This is a genomic window from Terribacillus sp. DMT04, assembly GCF_019056395.1.
In the GTDB taxonomy this organism is placed as follows: domain Bacteria; phylum Bacillota; class Bacilli; order Bacillales; family Amphibacillaceae; genus Terribacillus; species Terribacillus aidingensis_A.
The window spans coordinates 3,078,877-3,096,811 of sequence record NZ_CP077639.1; the positions used below are offsets into that span (position 1 = coordinate 3,078,877).

Consider the following 17,935-nt stretch of genomic DNA (forward strand, 5'->3'; position numbering starts at 1 on the left):
TCGCCTTCTGCAGAGCATGTCGCCTTATCTATCTTCAATAACAATATAAGCTGCCTTCACTGGTCCATGTACACCTACAACCAAGTTCATCTCAATATCCGCAGAGTTGCTTGGACCCGTAATGAAGTTAATACAAGAGGCAATTGCTTTTCCTTCTTGCACTTGTTTGGAGATTTGCTGCGCCGCCTGGGTCATACGCGGAACAATGGTGCTTTTTGGTATGAGTGCAATGTATTTATGCGGAAGCAGGCTGACCGACCGTCCCTTTCCTTCACCAGAAAAAAGCACAACGGTACCTGATTCAGCGAGTGTGATATCGCTGAAGGTAATGCCAATGTTGGCTTTTTCTGCAATGGCAACATTATCATAACCAAGATTCGGATCCCATTCGTGTACAGCAGTTCCTTCCATTCGCCACTTCTCCATTTGTCCTTGCAAACCAAATTCTTTGTAGCGTGGATCCTTCCAAATTGCCAGCGGACCGCCGCCATAAGAAGCGACTGTTTCCTCCAGCACATTTTGCAGATCTTGTGCTGTGGTTTCTATCAGATCGGTATGGATGAGTCGGCATTGATCTCGAAGAATGCTGACAAGTTCATCTGGCGTTTTATTTGTCAGTGTTTTATCTTGCGGCCGGAACTTCCAATTACGAACTGGTCTTTCTGTTTGTACTGATGTTCGGCTAAGACGGCTGGCGACATTCGCTAGAAACTTTTCCCGATTTTGTATCATGCATCACCACGCTCCTTGTCATGCTGCTTGAACCAATCACGGAAACGTTCTTTGTTAGGTGCAGGGAAGTCACGAATCTCTGTCCATGCCTTCAACGGACCAGGTCCTTTTGATATGGTTTCATCCTTTGTAAAAGGCTTCATCACGGAATTGGCCATTTTCGACCCTGCTGCGTAAAGCGGATTAGAAGAAGCTCCTAGTCCGAATGCTTTCATCGCTAGCTTTTCTGATATAGGCGCACGTCCTTCCCGTTCGACAATTACTTGGCGATGTTGGTGCAGGAGCGTATGCAGCGGAATCTTAACCGGGCAGGCATCGGTACAAGCACCACAAAGTGTTGACGCGTACGGCAGCTCTTTGAAATCATCATAACCGCCTAACAGCGGTGTAAGCACTGCTCCAATCGGACCTGGATAAATAGAGTTATAAGAATGTCCACCAATATGCCGGTAGACCGGACAAACATTAATACATGCTGCACACCGGATACATTGCAAGACTGACTGAAATTCAGTTCCTAAGATACCGGAGCGGCCATTGTCCACGATAACAAGGTGAAATTCAGCTGGACCATCGACTTCTTCCGCTGTCCGCGGGCCTGTTAAAGCAGTAATATAGCTCGTTAGCTTCTGGCCGACAGCACTCCGCGTTAACAATCCGACAAGCACCTCAAATTCCTCAAATGTTGGAACAATCCGTTCCATCCCCATTACACAGATTTGCGTATCTGGTAAGTCAGACACCATCCCGGCATTTCCTTCATTCGTTACCAAGCCAACAGAGCCGGACTCAGCAATGGCAAAGTTGCAGCCTGTAATACCAATATCCGCTTGCAAAAATTCTTCACGAAGTTTTTCTCTTGCATGCAGTGCAAGCTCTTCTGGTTTGGACGTCAATTTATATTCCAGTTTTTCAGTAAATACATCCTTGATTTGCTCTTTATTTTTATGAAGTGCAGGTGTAACGATATGGGAAGGTGGATCATGATCATCCAGCTGCAGAATGTATTCGCCAAGGTCTGTTTCAATGACATCACAGCCTTCCTGCTGCAGCACATCATTTAAACCGATTTCTTCAGTAACCATCGACTTTGCCTTCAAGATTTTTTTGGCACGCTTTTCTTTTACGATGCCCTTCACATAATCATTGGCATCTTCAGCTGTATCTGCAAAAAATACATGTCCCCCGCGCTTTTGCAGATTCTCCGAAAGCTCTTGTAAATAATAGTCGAGATTGTCTAATGTATGCTGACGTATCTCTTCGCCATGAGACCGCCATTCCTCCCAGTTGCCGAGCTCCTCCGCTGCATCCAGCCTTCTTGTGCGAAGCCGCTCTTGTGCTCCGGCAACTGCTCCGCGCATAAACGTGTCTTCCATCTGTTTATTAACGTTATTTTTAAACTTCTCATTCCCTATTTTCATCGCCATGGCTGTTCCGCCCCCTTTATCTGCTGTTCAATACTTCGGCAATGTGCATCACTTTGACCGGTTTGCCTCGCCGCTGCATTCTTCCCCCAATATTCATCAAACAACCGCCGTCTGCCCCAATCAGATAGCTCGCTTTTGTTTCAGATACAGAATCTACTTTCTCATCAACCATTTGTTCTGAAATGTTCCCCATCTTCACAGCAAACGTCCCGCCAAAACCGCAGCAGTTCTGTGCGTTCGGAAGCGGTTGCATTTCTAAGCCCTCTACACGAGACAACAACTTCATTGGTGCATCTTTCACACCGAGCAGCCGTGTCATATGGCAAGACGGATGATACGTTGCAACGCCATCTAACTTCGCACCAACATCCTCCACTTTTAATACATCTACAATAAACTCCGTTAGTTCATATGTTTTTGCTGCCAGGCGCTCTGCTCGCGGACGCCAAACTGGATCATCTTTGAATACATGCTGATATTCTTTGAACATCGTGGCACAAGAACCGGACGGCGTCACAATTACTTCCGCATCCTCAAACGTGGCAATCATTTTCTTCATTGCTTTTTTCGCATCTTCAACATACCCAGAGTTGAAGGCAGGCTGCCCGCAGCAGACCTGACCAGTCGGAAACGCAATCTCACAGCCCAGCCTTTCCAATATCTCAACGGTTGCTATCCCAACATCGGATTGAAACATATCCACAATACATGTCGCAAATAAAGTAACCTTCATGCTTTCACCCCGCAGATAAGGTCATCAGATGACCTGTTCTATTGTCTGATTTTAGCATACTACAAACGCTTACATTTTCCAAGTGCTACCTATACGAAAAAAGCCAACCCTTTCCGGGCGGCTTCTCTCTATTCCATATAAGCGCGCAATACATCTTCTACGTATTCCAGGTGTGAAATCATAGCCATTCGTGCTTGTTCCGGCTGCTGCAAGCGGATGGCTTGGAGGATTGCTTCGTGCTGTTTGTTCAATTCCTCTGGCGCAGTCTCTGTCCCAAATAAACAGATCTGTCTTGTCTCTTTCATCGATTCTGCTGTTAAATCAGACACATGATGCATCAAACGAAGCAGCAATTTGTTTTTGGCTGCGTGTGCAATCGTCAGGTGAAAGGCAAGGTCAGCTTTCTCGCCATTTTCCGGATCGCCTTCATATTGCCTCATCTCCGTGAGAGCTTGCTCCATCTGTGCTAAATCTTCCTCTGATCTATTTCGTGCTGCTGATGCTGCAATTCCCGTCTCCAGTATGTTACGAACTTCCATAAGCTCTGATCGGTCTTCCATACTCATAAGCAAGGCATGCTGCAGTGGGTAAACAATTTCTTCCGGCTCGAACGCCTTCACATAGGTTCCTTCCCCTTGCTTCATTTCCACCAAGCCCATCGCCCGAAGTGTAGCTAACGCCTCACGAATCGCTGAACGCCCAACCTGAAAGTTCTCAGCTAGCTGGGTCACACTATCCAGCTTTTCTCCTGGCTGCAGATTACCTTTTCTTATCATCACAAGCAGCTCATCTGCTACTTGTTCATATATCTTTTTTGGTTTTATTTGTTTGTATTTCATTGGGTTCTCACCTCTCCCTCATTATAAACGGAAATTTTCCAAAATTTCATTGCATTTTTAAAAAAGACCATTCTATAATATAAGCGGGTCATCAGATGACCTTATTTATACTATTTAATTGTAAACGCTTACCAAAGGGGTGGAGAGGACAATGAGCTTACTTGTATTATCTTTAATCGCTATTGTACCAATCGTAACGATATTGTTATTCTTAGTCATTTTAAACTGGCCGGCAAGTAAAGCAATGCCAATTGCACTTGTTGTTACTGCACTAATTGCCGTTTTCGTCTGGGGAACGAAAACAAATGTTGTAGCTGGTGCTGCCTTTAATGGTCTCGTAACTGCACTGGAAGTTATCTTCATTGTATTCGGCGCTGTCCTGCTGCTGAACACAGTAAAGGAATCAGGTGCCATCCACACAATTCGCCGCGGCTTTATGACTATCTCTCCAGACCGTCGTATTCAAGCTATTCTAATTGCTTGGCTGTTCGGCTCCTTTATTGAAGGTGCTGCAGGTTATGGTACAGCAGCTGCGATTGCCGCGCCGTTACTTGTTGCTGTCGGGTTCCCAGCCATGGCTGCCGTTCTCGTATCCTTGATCATCCAAAGTACACCAGTTTCCTTCGGTGCCGTAGGAACGCCTATTTTAATTGGTGTCAATACAGGGCTGACAGATCAACAAGCTGTGATGTCCGGTCTGCAGCAAACGGACATGGGCTATTTTGAGTATTTGCTTCGTATCACTTCTGATGTGGTTCTTGTTCACGGCATCGTCGGGTCTATCATTCCTCTGTTTGTATCGGCTATGCTTACCCGCTTCTTTGGACCGAATAAATCTTTCTTGGAAGGACTTCGTGCTTGGAAATTCGCTTTATTTGCCGGGATTGCCTTTACTATTCCTTATTACTTAATCGGCATTTTACTAGGACCTGAATTCCCTTCCTTGCTAGGTGCTCTCATTGCTCTTCTGATTGTAGTACCTGCTGCACGGCAAGGCTGGTTTATGCCCAAAGATAAGACATTTGATTTCCCAGACAGAAGTCAATGGGAAGCCGACTGGATTGGCAAACTTAATCAAGCTCCTGCACAAGAAAAAGCTGCTCGCTCTATCTCTACCTGGATGGCTTGGCTTCCTTATGTATTGGTTGCAGGGATACTTGTTCTGTCCCGTTCCTTTGATCCATTCAAACAATTGCTTGAATCCTGGAAGCTTGTATTCTCCGATACATTCGGGTCCGGGATAACTACTACTTCCACACCACTTTATCTGCCTGGTTTTCTATTTGTGATTGTTTCTGTCCTAACTTTCTTCCTGCACAGGATGAAGCTGCAAGCATACAAAAATGCTTGGAAGCATTCCTTTAAAACAGCTGTCAGCGCTGGTATAGCATTGTTGTTCGCGGTGCCTATGATTAAGATTTTCCTCAATACTTCCTTGGCAGCCGACAAAGTCAATGCCGCAACAGAAGCACTCGCCGGGCAAAATATGCCGCTCATTCTTGCTGAATCGGTTGCCATCTTAACCGGCAGTTTCTGGCCAATTGTCGCACCGACAGTTGGTGCACTGGGTGCCTTTATCGCAGGAAGCAACACTTTCAGCAACATGATGTTTTCCTTGTTCCAATTTGGCGCTGCTGGCAACATCGGCTTAGATGTACATCAGTCTGGAACGGTAGTCGCATTGCAAGCTGTCGGTGGCGCTGCCGGAAATATGATTTGTGTCCATAACATCGTTGCCGCGTCCGCTACAGTTGGATTAGTCGGCAAGGAAGGCGCACTCATCCGGAAAGCCATTCTTCCCATGTCCTATTATGTGCTTGCCGCCGGATTCCTTGGCATGGCGCTTATCCATGGCATCTTGAATATCTGGCTGCTTCTATATGCAGTAATTGTCATGCTGTATATCCTGCGTCTCGTCACTGCAAAGAGTGCCTTAAAGACAGCCGCTTAAAAAAGCTTCCCGAGTTGGGAAGCTTTTTCACTTAATAACAAGTCCTATTAAAGCTGCAAACTGAATTGCTTGGTTTGGTGATACGATACAGCCTTTTAAATTTTCGATTGAAACAGTAAGCTGCTGAAAACTGCTTGTGCTGAGATCTATTCCTTTTAATGACGTTTGCTCGAAGTTTGCTTCATTCAAGTCACAAGCAGCAAACTCCAGTTTTTTCATTCGGCAGCCGTAGAAGTCTGCACCTTGCAGACCACTGGAGGAAAATAGGACTTTCTCCAACTTTGATTGGCCGAATGATACAAGATTTACAAGTGAATCTGTAAAAGAGACATTCCCTAAGCTAGATTCCGTCAAGTCTGCACCAAGCAGCTTACAGCCGTGGAACTCCACGCGGTGGATGGAAGATTTACTCATTTTCACATTCGAAAAATCGCAATTCTCAAAGCGCACATCCAGTAAATCTATTCCTGTAAAATCCGTATGGTTGAAGCGACTGTTGCGGATGATCACTTTTGACAAACGAAGCCGGTCGACCGATTCATTCTCAAAATCAGCTTGCAGTACCTGACAATTCTCCAATTCAGGTTCTTCTTCAAAGAAAATATCATGCATTCTTTTTTCAGGTAAGTTATTTAATAGTTTCGGTTTATCGATTTGCATAACACGTATCCTTTATATGTGATGCTTAAAGTCTATCATAGTATGTCAATGCAAAAAGCCCGCCTAATAGGCGAGCTTTTCATTATGCTGCTTCTTGCTCTGTATCTTGTTTTGGTCGATGCTGCAAATGGGAAACCACCCAGCCGATAACACCGATTACTACTAGATAAATAAGTAAATCGATCAGCTGGTGACTTAGTACAGACCAGTCACCTAGCGTAATTGCTTCTTGCAAGCTGTGCAAGGAATGTGCCATTGGCAAGTATTTACCTACAGCAGCCAACCCAGATACGGTTAGTTCGCTAGGGAAGGTGCCGCCGCAGGATGCCAGCTGAATAACTAGCAATACAATGGCAAGCAATTTACCTAAGTTACCGAATATCGTCACCAGTGCGAGAATTATTGTCATAACTGTCATGGATACAATGATGCTGGACAAGAACAACAGTGGAACACTTTGTACATCCACTTGGAATCCGAATAAGAAAATCAGATCAAGGATAACCGCCTGTACAATTGCTACGATATAAACGAGTGTCAGCTTACTGAAGAATTGTACAGTGCCTGACACTTGCATGTCCTGTCTTCTGCCAAGCGGCAGGATATTAGCTGCCATTAAACCACCCACAAATAATGCCAGTGACAAGAAGTACGGTGCAATACCAACACCATAATTCGGTACATCGGACAGTTGTTTTTCTGTCAGTTTAACTGGATCAGCGAACATTGTTGTCAAAGCATCACTTGACTGAATGTCACTTGTTTTAGCCGCAGCATCGTGCAAGCTAGTTGCAAGCTCATCCGAACCATCGGAAAGCTTATTAATACCATCGTTAAGTTTCGCTGCGCCATTGGAAAGGTCATCTGTACCGGACGCAAGCTGTGCTGCGCCGCTTTGTAAGGAATCGAAACCTTTCGTGTACGCAGCAAATCCATCATCCAAATCTGCTGCCCCGCTAGCTACTTTATTTGCACCGCTAACAGCAGAACCAAGTTTCTCACTGAATGTATCCACTCCATCGGCAAGTTTGTGTTCACTGTTTGCGAGTTTATTGGCACCTTCGCCAAGCTTCTGCTGACCGTCTGCTAATTTCGCAGATGAATCTGCCATTTTGTCAGATACTGCAGCTATTTGCTGGAATGCTTGATCATCCTCAAGTTCTGGGTGCTCTTTCATATAAGATGCAATTAGCTTACTCAAGTCTTCTGAACCAGATGTGAATGCTTGTTGGTTTTCAGATAGCTTTTTGCTTTGTTTCTGCCAATCAGTTAAGCTATCCGCTATCTTTTCGTTATTTGCTGCTAGCGAGTCGGCCCCTTCATCCAGCTGCCCTAATCCGTCCGCTAAATCGCTCGCACCTGTGTTTAAGCTGCCAATACCATCAGACAATTCGCCTTGGGCACCAGCCAGCTTATCTGCGCCGCTCGCTAAATCAGCTGCGCCATTATGCACGTCGCCAATGCCGGTTTGCAAATCCTTCAGACCGCTTTGCTCATCTGTAATTCCTGTATGCAAATCTCCTGCGCCGTCTCCTGCATCTTGCAAGCCGGAAGCAACTTCATGGAAACTTGTAAACACACTGTCAGCATATGATTTTGTGATACTGCTCGCCAGCTTTGTTTTCATTTTTTCCATAGCAGAGGAACTGATTTGTGACGCTACAAAGTTCTTCCCTGGATTAACTTCATACGTCAGCTCCGCTTGCTGCGGTTCATCATCCCTCAAGGTTGTAACACTTTCAGAGAAGTCTTTCGGGATTGTCACTATCATATAATACTTCCCGTCATCCAAACCTTCTTCTGCCTTCTCATTGGAGACAAAATCAAAGTCGAGTGATTTGCTCTTTTTCAATTCTTTTATAAAATCATTCCCAGCATGCATTTGTTCTCCATCCATGCTGGCACCTTCATCTTGGTTAACAACAGCCACAGGCAGGTCTTCTACATGACCGTACGGATCCCAGTAACCACCTAGAAACAGCGAAGCATAGATAACTGGAATAATAAGTAGAAATAGAAGTGCAATTCGCCCATGCTTGTGCTGCCACATCCGCTTTATATCAAAAAAACCTAGTTTTAATCCTTTCATAGTTTCCTCACCTTTACCTTTGTGAAATATTGAACATCTATATGGAACATCTAAATAGCATAACGGCTTTCTTATATGATGTATAATATATATATTGTTATAAACAATAGCTCTAAAGCTATCCGAAAGAAGGCCAAATATGGAATTGCTGCAACTTCACTATTTCAAAAAGGTCGCAGAACTAGAACATATGACACTTGCTGCCGAAGCGCTCAATATCGCCCAGCCTTCGCTTAGCAAGGCCATCAGCCGACTGGAAGAAGATATAGGTGTAAAACTCTTTGAGCGTCTTAATCGCCAAATCAAATTAAACGACAATGGCAAGATGTTTCTCAAGCGCGTGGATGCGGTGCTTCATGAGCTGCAGGAAGCTAGAAGAGAACTGCATGCCTCGAATGAGGAAGCCGATAAAAGCCTAAAACTTTCTGTGACTATTCCAAGAGTACTGCCTGATTTAATTAGCGGTTTTCTGCAGAAACAGCCTGCTGTTCACTTCAAACAATACGTTCACACTGTCTCGACAATGACGGATAAGCTGCGCAATGGCGAGCTTGATTTCTGTATTACTTCGGCTCCCTTTGAGTCAGAGGATATAGAATGGCAGCCGCTGATCACAGAAGAAATTCTGCTTATCGCCCCGCCTGGACACTGGCTTGAAACAAAGCACTCCGTCACTTTAGCAGAACTTCGAGAAGAAGCCTTTGTCAGCATGAACGAAGGCCATGGTATCCGCGGTCTAACGGATACATATTGTCAGCTAGCTGGTTTTCAGCCGCATATTGCTTTTGAAGGCGATGAACCGGGTGTTATTGGCGATCTTGTTCGCAATGGCTTGGGTATCGCTTTTATCCCGGCTGTCTCCCTGACCGGAAGCAAAGTAGAACAGCTGCCTGTCGTTCGGATAAGTGAACCTGTTTGCGAACGCACGATTGGCGCAGCATGGTCTTCCAGAAGATTTCTCAGCCCAATTGCAAAACAGTTCCAGCATTACCTGACGAGCTATTTTCATGAATTAGAAGGAAAGCTGCATGCTATTACAGCACAGCGTATGGAGGGTAAATCGAATTAAATACAAAGCATGCACATTGACTTTACTAAATCCAGAAGATATTATAGACACATGAAAACTACAATAACGAGGTTGACGTCATGAAATATTCCAAAGCTACCAACTACGCACTTCACTCTATTGCTTTTCTTGGTTTGCTTCCATCTGGTAAGTCAGTCGGTGTAAAGCCTTTAGCTGAATTGCAGAAAGTCTCGCCCACTTATCTTTCGAAGGTGCTGACAACGCTTGTAAAAGCTGGGTTAATCTCATCTGCAACTGGCGTAAAAGGCGGATACAAATTAATGAAGCATGTCCGAGACATTTCTTTCTGGGATGTAATCCAAGCTGTGGAAGGTCAAAACCCTTTGTTTCAATGCGGCCTGGAATCGCACGCACACGAAAACGAAAATTGTTTCATCCAGCACGTGATGAACGATGCGGAAAGAAAAATGGAAGAACACTTGCAATCACAAACGATTGAACAAGTACTAGAAAAAATCGACCGCCGAGCTTCACAATACCTTCAATCCGAAGCGGGTTGATTTTTTCTTTATACCAATCAAAGATAATGACAATCCATAATATCTATAGGAGGAATGAACATGTTAGATTGTGCCATTATAGGCGGAGGTCCGGCTGGATTAAATGCTGCACTTGTTTTAGGCAGAGCCAGAAGAAATATTGTGTTATTTGATCATGCCAAGCCGAGAAATGCTGTGACGCACGAGTCCCATGGTTTTATTACAAGAGATGGCGTTTCCCCAAGCGAATTTCGCAGCTTTGCACACGATGACTTGCGTAAGTACCCTTCCATTACCATTCATAATACGGAGATTGTGAGGATTGAAAAAACGAGTGAATCCGCATTTCAGCTCCAAACACAGAACGGCGAAACATTCTCCGCCAAAAAAGTCATTCTCGCAACAGGGCTAAAGGAGAATTTACCGAATGTACCAGGCATTTACGATATGTATGGAAAGAGTCTGTTCAGCTGTCCTTATTGCGATGGGTGGGAATTACGTGATCAGCCGTTGGTGTTAATCGCAGAGAACAAACATGGCGCACATATGGCAAAGGTCATCTCGCAATGGAGTAAGGATTTAATTGTTTGCACCAATGGGCTGTCCATTATTCCCGAGGAAGATAAAGCAATGCTTCAACAATACGACATTCGCGTCGTAGAAGAAAAGATAGCTAAACTGGAGGGATCTGCTGGAATATTAAAAACGGTTATCTTGAAAAATGGGGAAGAATTGGCGCGCACTGGAGGATTTGTAATAACAGAACTCTCACAGACACATCATTTCGCCTCTTCGCTTGGTTATAAGACGGACGATAATGGCGGAATTAAGATTGACAATTTAGGCAGAACTTCTATTCCTGGTCTTTATGCTGCAGGCGACTCTACTATTGCCGGTCCTTCTCAACTCATCCTCGCTGCGGCACACGGATCTCTTGCCGCAATAGGAGTGAACAGTGATTTGACGATGGAAGCATTCTAGAATACTAGCTGCATGCTCTTTACGTTAGGAGTTTATATTGTCGCATTCCCTTATATTTCGATACAATTAATGTCAAATAGACAGGGAGGCGTTTCAACATTGGCAAAGCGTTATTTCACCCCGGAAGATTTGCTCGATCACCATTGGCTATCCGGTTTAACTGTTCATTCTGATAACACAATCGCCTATGTGGATCGTAGTATCAATAAAAAAAATAACAACTATCACACAGCTATCAAAACAATCAGCGATTCGATCGTTAAAACAATACCTGGTGAAGGCTTTGATATGCTTCCATCTTGGTCACCTGAAGGCAGCCTTACTTTCCTGCGCGGAAAAGAGAAAAAAGCCATCTGGATGCTGGATGGACAGGGGAAAGCAGCACAGTTAGTTGATTACCCGGCATCCATTCTATCCTATCAATGGTCACCCGATGGTTCACATTTGTTATTCACTGCAGCTATTCATGCTGATCCGGCTAAGCAGGTGAACTCCGACAATCTTGGACATGTATATGAACAGATCTATTTCAAACAAGAAGGCACAGGTTTTTACGCTGGTACATACACGCATCTATTTTTGTTTTGTTTAGCAGATAACAGCATTCGCCAGCTAACAGAAGGCGCCTTCGACGTAAACCATGCACAATGGCTCCCAGACAGCAAACACATCGCCTTTACAGCGGGATCTTTGTCAGGCGAAGATGCTTATAATCGTCGGGAGAGGCAGATACAAGATCTTTACACCGTTGCGATACAAGATTGTACTATTACTAAACGGTCAGATTCCAGCTTGTATATTCAAAAGTTCACTTACAATGCTGATGAACAAACCTTTATGCTTATCGCAAATGATCAAGCATTCGGCAGCGGTACTTCTAATCAACTTTACCGTCTCGGAACAAATGGTATTCCAGAACTACATCATAGCGAGGACATTCATGTGGGGAGCGCCTCTCTCAATGATGCGAAATTCTCGGATGCTTACACAGCACCAATTGTTCATCCTGTCAGCAAGGCCGTTTATGCGCTTGTTACCAAACTGGGAAAAGTACATATTTACCGTTTTGCCGGGGATGCGCCGATTCAAGTGACACCAGGAGAGAAAGATATTTATGACGCAGCAATAAGTGCAGATGGACGTTATCTTATTTATGCCGCGCTCACACCGACCAGTCTTAGTGAGATTTATCGACTAGATTTGGAAACGATGACAGAAAAACAGCTTACAAATTTTCATACCGCATTCCATGAAGATACGTGGCAAAGTATCCCGGAAGAATTCTGGTTCACTTCCTTTGATGGCACCAAACTGCAAGGATGGATGATGCCTCCTGCTGAGATTACGCTTGGAAAAGTACCGCTCATTCTGCAAATTCATGGCGGACCGCACTCCGCTTACACCAATATGTACAGCTATGAAATGCAGGCTCTCACCGCGCAAGGATATGCCGTACTTTTCCTTAATCCGAGAGGCAGTGTGGGCTATGGACAAGCTTTGACCCAAGCTTGCAGAGGCGACTTTGGCAACGGCGATTATCGTGACATTATGACCGGACTTGCGTCTGCCCTAAACACCTATTCCTTCTTAGATTCATCTCGTCTGGGAGTTACAGGCGGGAGTTATGGCGGATTAATGACCAATTGGATTATCGGTCAAACAAACAAATTCAAAGCAGCTGTATCACAGCGCTGTATCTCGAACTGGGTTTCCTTTTACAACACAAGTGATATCGGTATTGCTTACACAGAAGGAATTGTTGGCGGCAACATCTGGGAGAACGCTGACAGACTATGGGAACACTCTCCAATCGCACATGTACAAGACGTGGAAACACCACTGCTCCTCATCCACGGAGAAGCAGACTTACGCTGCCCTGTCAGCCAAGCAGATGAACTCTACACCGCATTGAAGCGCTGGGACAAAACAACAAGATTAATCCGATACCCGGCATCCAATCACACCTTGCTGAAAAGCGGCAAACCATCTTATCGTGTTGATCTGCTGGAACAAGTTTGTGCGTGGATGAAGCAATATATATAAAAGGAAGGCCTCAGCAACTCTATACAGCTGAGGCCTTTTTTATAGAAATTGAAACATCCCAATACATCTTCCCCTTCTCTCTGACCACCTCTTTCTCGGCGCAATCAATTAATACATCTATATTCATTTGAAATATACTTTTATGAAAAATTTAACAATAAAGTGTGTCAAAAGAACTCTATTTTTGTCATAATAGCAGGTATTATGACATATTCACTAAGGAGGTTCTGCGACATGACAAAACATATCGTAATCATTATTCTTATATCCCTGCTCTTTACAGGATGCAGCCATACATCCACTACCGAAGCCGCCGCAGACCAAAGCCCTCCTACCAGTCAGGAGAATTCTTTATCCGCTGCCTACAAAGATGCGATGAACATTTATAAGCAAGCTACCAAAGAACAAGATGCTTCTTTTAATTACGCCAACTACTATAACATTCGCGACAATTTCAATATAATTGCATATGCTGCTGGCAGTGAAGCTATTATCGATTCTTCTAATGACATCAGCCCGGCTATAAAGACCCTGCACGAGGACATCGATAACATGACAAAGCAGCAGCAGAAAGACGCATCCAAGCTTTGGCAAACCGCCCAGCCCCTATATAAAGCTTCGATAAGCCAGAACCTGCACGAGCTCATTGAAAAGATTCGCTTTCCAAGCGAGAAAAATAAACTGCGCATTTTTATGTCAGAGAACGAAAACAAAACAACGAAGCAAATGCTCACGCAATCCAATATTACTATCAGTTCTTTAAATGAAGAGGAATATGCACAATTGAATCATATCGAGAAGATGCTTCAATCCTATCCAAACGTCTTATCCAAATCAGAAACCAACAGCATTATTTACATTACGAATAACTTACGCTCTTCCCTGGACCGGCAAGTACAAGCGCTAATTACATATGCAACTACTAATACCCCAGAAAGTATGGATGAAAAGCTTAATGGGTTGGTGGAGGATTTTAGACAAGCAGAGGTCAAGCTGGAAGAATTAGATGCAGCAATGGATGCAGCAGAATCAATAAAACCAGGTTCAGCTAATTGAACCTGGTTCTTGGTGTCCATATCGTATCAAAACCATTTTGATAGGAGAAAAGATATAACATTACAACATTTTTCTCAGAATAATGCAGCATCTGTTCAGATAAGACCTCTGTGTCAGCATTCGTCACCAGACAATCATTCCTCTTCATAATCAATTCAAGGAATTGTCTATCTCGCAGCTCTTGATAGAAAGCTGCTATTTCTCTTCAAAGTGATTGAATCATTACATTTCTCAAAGCTTTTGCGGCAACGATTTTCTGTGTCTATAAGACTAGCGTTCAAGTTTAAGCGTGCTGTGCTTATACGAAAAAAGCTGACCAATCCGGTCAGCTTTTTCTTATTGTTTCGTTAATGTAATGGGCTCATCGTCCTCATCCACAGGATTTGTTATTCTAATAACATCCTTGCTTTTCTGTTCAAATCCAAGAACTGCACTTTCGCCTTCATATGTAAGGGTAAGTTCATTCCCTTCATCATTGATGCTGTACTCCATTTTCATATCGCCTGCATATTCATCGACCAGAGTAGCTGTTCCGTCGTCAGAGAACATAAAAGTAAGAGAATCACCATATGAATCTCCACCTTTCCATGTCCCTTCAATATTCGGTTTTCCACATGCTGCTAAGATGATGACCATTAGCAGAAGCATGCCAATAAGTGTTTTTTTCATTGCAATCTCTCCAATACATAACTATGTAATAATTTCACACTTTTACTATGTTAAGGATTTTGAGAAAGCATCGCAAGACTTTTTTCTTATAAATACGAGCATGAAGAGGGTATTTATGACTAAATCTCTGCCTTAGCTTGTGACTCAATCATCTACCTCCACTAGAAACAGTCTATCCTTAAACCCGCCTCGTTCCAGCTTCTTCTGCTGACGCACTTGCTCTACCTCTTCATATGTAATACCTTGGTTCTCTAGCATCATATATAATACTTCTGCTAAATCTGCTGCTTCTTCTACTATTTCTGTTCTTTTCTCCGCATTTCTGATCAAGTATTCTTACTTCAGGAACCCTGCCAGTCTGTTCAATAATCTGAGGTATATGATCACGGACTAATTTGTATGTGCTGAGACCTCTTAATTAAAATTGTTTATCTGGATTACCGCTTTCTATGACTTCTTTTCTCTATTATAACGAGCCTTCTAAGCTAGCAAATAACAAAAAGCCAGAAAGGGGTACTCCCTCTCTAGCTTAGGTTATTAGCTATTTTGTATCAGTTTTAAGAACACCTCAATTGCATCCCCAAACACATCTTCATCAATATCAAATTTCGGATGGTGGTGCGGATACTGACTTTTCTCTCCTTGCATACCGACCTTAATGAATACCCCCGGGATTTTCTGTAAGTAATAAGAAAAATCTTCTGAGCCCATTACCGGCTCGAGCTCTTCGTATCGTTCTGTACCAAATGTTTCTTGCAGTACTTTTTCTGCAAATGCAGCTTCTTGTTCATCGTTGATGAGCGGTGGTGTGCCAACGATGAAGTCAACTTCTGCTGTGGCGCCGAATGATTCACAGATGCCGGTCGTTAGCTTGGTAATCTGTTCTTGGATTATTTGCACCGCTTCTGTAGAGAAGGAGCGCATGGTCCCGATGATTTTAGCTGCGTCTGGAATTACATTGTACGTGTTACCTGCTTCTATTTTTCCGACAGAGATGACGCTCGCGTCCATTGGATTAAGCTTACGACTGATAATGCTTTGCAAAGCTTGGATAACATGTGTTGCGATATAGATAGGATCTACTGTCAAATGCGGTGTTGAAGCATGGCCGCCGGAACCTTGAATTTTAATCTCAAAGTCGTCTACAGATGCCATCATTGCACCAGGACGCGTACCAAATTGACCTTTCGCCAAACCTGCATCTACATGGATACCGTAGATGCTGTCCACACCTTCCAGTACCCCTTCTTTGATCAGTTTATCTGCACCGCTTGGCGAAGCCTCTTCGGAAGATTGGAACAGAAGTACGATGTTAGGTTCTACTTTCTCACGATGCTGCGAAATCCACTCTGCTACCGCCAGCAGGATAGCTGTATGTCCATCATGGCCGCACATATGAGAAATACCATGATGTTTAGAAATATAAGGTTTGTCGCCTTCTTCTACTATCGGGAGGGCATCCATATCCGCACGAAGCGCAATTGTTTTATCTCCCTTTGTACCTTTCACATAACCAACAACACTTGGCGGCTGATAATCTAGTATCTCAATGCCAAGTTTTTCAAGTCTAGCTTGGACATACTTTCCTGTTTCATATTCTTCTCCAGAAAGCTCTGGATATTGGTGCAAATGACGACGATCTTGAATCGCCTGTTCAATTAATCTTTCAGATACCATAACGATTTACTCCTTCTATTAAAACGGTCCGTATTGGATTGCTTGTGCCACAATCAAAGTGATAATGGCAATACCTATCTGTATAAAGAAAAACGGTAAAAACCATTTGACCCATTTGCCATAACCAATACCGGCAATTGCCAGCAGTGCAATGATATTACCAGTTGGCAAAATCATGTTCGAGATTCCATCACCAAATTGATAAGCCAATACCGCTGTTTGTCTTGTTACACCGATCATATCGGATAATGGCGCCATCAATGGCATGGTGAGTGCTGCTTGTCCACTACCAGATGGAACAAAGAAGTTAATTCCCATCTGTAAAAACAGCATGCCTACAGCAGATAATGCAGCCGGAATAGTTTCTAACGCATTGGCAGCGTGATACAAGAAAGTATCCATCATACCGGATGTATTAAAAATAACGAGAATTGCCTGTGCAAATCCAATGATTAATGCGCCGCCAAGTAAGTCCTTCGCTCCAAGAATAAAGTTATCAGCTATACCAGAAGGAGAAATACCTCCTAAAATCCCCATGATTACACCGAACAATAGGAATAATCCTGCAATTTCGGTAATATACCAGCCATATTTCAGCACACCGATAATCAATACCACATAGTTGACCAAGAAAGCAGCTAATACTAGCTTATGACGCGTGGTCATCTTGGCAGTATTTTTTATGGCAGATGCATCTGCCTTTCTGCTGAATTTCCCGTATATGCCAAGCTCCGGATTCTTTTTCACCTTCTTGGCATGCCGCATCACATAGAAAACGGCTGCTAGGTATAAGATGACAAAAACAACAATTCGAAAGCCAATGCCCGAGAATGTTGGCAGTTCCGCAATACCTTGGGCAATTCCGACTGTAAATGGATTCATGACAGCAGCTGTAAAGCCCACGCCAGCGCCAAGCACCACAATTGCAAACCCAGTTAATGCATCAAATCCGAGCGCTATTGTCATCGGTGCCAAGATGGCAACATACACAATTGTCTCATCTGACATCCCCATTAAAGCTCCTGCTGCTGCAAAGAAAAGCATCAAAACAGGAATCAAAAGCATCTCTTTCTTCGCCATTTTTCTGCTAAGCATATAGATGAAAGCATCTAAAGCTCCTGTTGCGGTAAAAATACCAAATGCACCGCCAACTATAAGGACGAAAAAGATAATATTCGCACCATTGACCATACCAGCATGAATACTATTGAAAATCCCAAGCAAACCAACATTCTCTCCATTAATATAATGGAATGTTTCCGGCAAGATAACACTGCGGCCATCCTGCTCCACATGATCGTAAGCTCCGCCTGGAACGATATAAGTTAATATTGCAGCTACAATGATGAATGCAAAAATCATCACGTAGACATTAAATTGTTTTGGTTTCTTTTTCTTAGCAGACAGCTGCTGCGATTCTTGTAAACTGTTCATCTGGTTGTACTCCCTTGTTAGAACAAATCGTGATTGTATATTGTTTAATAAATATACAACTATAATCATAATAAT

The 17,935-nt window shown here is 43.5% G+C and carries 16 protein-coding genes; 6 read left to right on the forward strand and 10 right to left on the reverse strand.

Annotated features, from left to right (window positions below; genetic code table 11):
- Positions 1–24 precede the first annotated feature (24 nt).
- The 4 genes from KS242_RS15850 to KS242_RS15865 form a co-directional block, all read right to left on the reverse strand.
- Complete coding sequence (locus KS242_RS15850) at positions 25–732, reverse strand: LutC/YkgG family protein (protein WP_217322224.1); 708 nt, start codon at positions 730–732, stop codon at positions 25–27.
- Positions 729–2,159 (reverse strand): LutB/LldF family L-lactate oxidation iron-sulfur protein, encoded by a 1,431-nt coding sequence (locus KS242_RS15855; protein WP_217322225.1) that lies wholly within the window; start codon positions 2,157–2,159, stop codon positions 729–731. Before KS242_RS15855 ends, KS242_RS15850 begins: the two co-directional genes overlap by 4 nt.
- Positions 2,160–2,175: 16 nt before the next feature.
- Entirely contained in the window at positions 2,176–2,892 is a 717-nt protein-coding gene (locus tag KS242_RS15860) for a (Fe-S)-binding protein (protein WP_217322226.1), read from the reverse strand.
- Positions 2,893–3,020: 128 nt separating this feature from the next.
- Positions 3,021–3,731: a FadR/GntR family transcriptional regulator gene (locus KS242_RS15865; protein ID WP_217322227.1), complete on the reverse strand. Its 711-nt coding sequence runs from the start codon at positions 3,729–3,731 to the stop codon at positions 3,021–3,023.
- Between the two features lie 151 nt (positions 3,732–3,882).
- On the opposite strand from KS242_RS15865, the gene KS242_RS15870 reads away from it, so the two are divergent.
- On the forward strand, positions 3,883–5,682 hold the full coding sequence (locus KS242_RS15870; RefSeq protein WP_217322228.1) for an L-lactate permease: 1,800 nt from the start codon (positions 3,883–3,885) through the stop codon (positions 5,680–5,682).
- 27 nt (positions 5,683–5,709) lie between these two features.
- On the opposite strand, the gene KS242_RS15875 is transcribed toward KS242_RS15870, so the two are convergent.
- Both KS242_RS15875 and KS242_RS15880 read right to left on the reverse strand, forming a co-directional pair.
- Positions 5,710–6,342: a pentapeptide repeat-containing protein gene (locus KS242_RS15875; protein WP_217322229.1), complete on the reverse strand. Its 633-nt coding sequence runs from the start codon at positions 6,340–6,342 to the stop codon at positions 5,710–5,712.
- An 82-nt stretch (positions 6,343–6,424) separates the two neighbouring features.
- Positions 6,425–8,431 carry a YhgE/Pip domain-containing protein gene (locus tag KS242_RS15880; RefSeq protein ID WP_217322230.1) on the reverse strand — a complete coding sequence of 669 codons (2,007 nt, stop codon included), beginning with the start codon at positions 8,429–8,431 and terminating at the stop codon, positions 6,425–6,427.
- A 139-nt stretch (positions 8,432–8,570) separates the two neighbouring features.
- Between KS242_RS15880 and KS242_RS15885 the strand changes: the two genes are divergently transcribed.
- The 5 genes from KS242_RS15885 to KS242_RS15905 all read left to right on the forward strand — a co-directional run bounded on the left by KS242_RS15885 (position 8,571) and on the right by KS242_RS15905 (position 14,080).
- Positions 8,571–9,500 (forward strand): LysR substrate-binding domain-containing protein, encoded by a 930-nt coding sequence (locus KS242_RS15885; protein WP_217322231.1) that lies wholly within the window; start codon positions 8,571–8,573, stop codon positions 9,498–9,500.
- Positions 9,501–9,580: 80 nt separating this feature from the next.
- Complete coding sequence (locus tag KS242_RS15890; RefSeq protein ID WP_217322232.1) at positions 9,581–10,021, forward strand: Rrf2 family transcriptional regulator; 441 nt, start codon at positions 9,581–9,583, stop codon at positions 10,019–10,021.
- Between the two features lie 60 nt (positions 10,022–10,081).
- Entirely contained in the window at positions 10,082–10,981 is a 900-nt protein-coding gene (locus KS242_RS15895; protein WP_371747561.1) for an NAD(P)/FAD-dependent oxidoreductase, read from the forward strand.
- 99 nt (positions 10,982–11,080) lie between these two features.
- Positions 11,081–13,024: a S9 family peptidase gene (locus tag KS242_RS15900; protein WP_217322234.1), complete on the forward strand. Its 1,944-nt coding sequence runs from the start codon at positions 11,081–11,083 to the stop codon at positions 13,022–13,024.
- Between the two features lie 234 nt (positions 13,025–13,258).
- Positions 13,259–14,080, forward strand: a complete 822-nt coding sequence (locus tag KS242_RS15905; RefSeq protein WP_217322235.1) for a hypothetical protein — start codon at positions 13,259–13,261, stop codon at positions 14,078–14,080.
- Positions 14,081–14,416: 336 nt separating this feature from the next.
- Here KS242_RS15905 and KS242_RS15910 read toward each other — a convergent pair whose 3' ends face one another.
- From KS242_RS15910 to KS242_RS15925, 4 genes are all read right to left on the reverse strand, one after another.
- Complete coding sequence (locus KS242_RS15910; protein ID WP_217322236.1) at positions 14,417–14,749, reverse strand: hypothetical protein; 333 nt, start codon at positions 14,747–14,749, stop codon at positions 14,417–14,419.
- A gap of 144 nt (positions 14,750–14,893) precedes the next feature.
- A complete protein-coding gene (locus KS242_RS15915) occupies positions 14,894–15,079 on the reverse strand; it encodes a nucleoside triphosphate pyrophosphohydrolase family protein (RefSeq protein ID WP_254391739.1) in 186 nt (61 codons plus the stop codon).
- Positions 15,080–15,286: 207 nt separating this feature from the next.
- Positions 15,287–16,426, reverse strand: coding sequence for a M20 metallopeptidase family protein (locus KS242_RS15920; protein WP_217322237.1), 1,140 nt, complete (start codon positions 16,424–16,426; stop codon positions 15,287–15,289).
- A gap of 18 nt (positions 16,427–16,444) precedes the next feature.
- Positions 16,445–17,860 (reverse strand): YfcC family protein, encoded by a 1,416-nt coding sequence (locus KS242_RS15925; protein ID WP_217322238.1) that lies wholly within the window; start codon positions 17,858–17,860, stop codon positions 16,445–16,447.
- Positions 17,861–17,935 lie beyond the last annotated feature (75 nt).

What these genes read in the sequence shown, in the direction of transcription:
- KS242_RS15850 (WP_217322224.1), bottom strand. Translation starts at nt 732, where the DNA reads ATGATACAAAATCGGGAAAAGTTTCTAGCGAATGTCGCCAGCCGTCTT.
- KS242_RS15855 (WP_217322225.1), bottom strand. Translation starts at nt 2,159, where the DNA reads ATGGCGATGAAAATAGGGAATGAGAAGTTTAAAAATAACGTTAATAAA.
- KS242_RS15860 (WP_217322226.1), bottom strand. Translation starts at nt 2,892, where the DNA reads ATGAAGGTTACTTTATTTGCGACATGTATTGTGGATATGTTTCAATCC.
- KS242_RS15865 (WP_217322227.1), bottom strand. Translation starts at nt 3,731, where the DNA reads ATGAAATACAAACAAATAAAACCAAAAAAGATATATGAACAAGTAGCA.
- KS242_RS15870 (WP_217322228.1), top strand. Translation starts at nt 3,883, where the DNA reads ATGAGCTTACTTGTATTATCTTTAATCGCTATTGTACCAATCGTAACG.
- KS242_RS15875 (WP_217322229.1), bottom strand. Translation starts at nt 6,342, where the DNA reads ATGCAAATCGATAAACCGAAACTATTAAATAACTTACCTGAAAAAAGA.
- KS242_RS15880 (WP_217322230.1), bottom strand. Translation starts at nt 8,431, where the DNA reads ATGAAAGGATTAAAACTAGGTTTTTTTGATATAAAGCGGATGTGGCAG.
- KS242_RS15885 (WP_217322231.1), top strand. Translation starts at nt 8,571, where the DNA reads ATGGAATTGCTGCAACTTCACTATTTCAAAAAGGTCGCAGAACTAGAA.
- KS242_RS15890 (WP_217322232.1), top strand. Translation starts at nt 9,581, where the DNA reads ATGAAATATTCCAAAGCTACCAACTACGCACTTCACTCTATTGCTTTT.
- KS242_RS15895 (WP_371747561.1), top strand. Translation starts at nt 10,082, where the DNA reads ATGTTAGATTGTGCCATTATAGGCGGAGGTCCGGCTGGATTAAATGCT.
- KS242_RS15905 (WP_217322235.1), top strand. Translation starts at nt 13,259, where the DNA reads ATGACAAAACATATCGTAATCATTATTCTTATATCCCTGCTCTTTACA.
- KS242_RS15910 (WP_217322236.1), bottom strand. Translation starts at nt 14,749, where the DNA reads ATGAAAAAAACACTTATTGGCATGCTTCTGCTAATGGTCATCATCTTA.
- KS242_RS15920 (WP_217322237.1), bottom strand. Translation starts at nt 16,426, where the DNA reads ATGGTATCTGAAAGATTAATTGAACAGGCGATTCAAGATCGTCGTCAT.
- KS242_RS15925 (WP_217322238.1), bottom strand. Translation starts at nt 17,860, where the DNA reads ATGAACAGTTTACAAGAATCGCAGCAGCTGTCTGCTAAGAAAAAGAAA.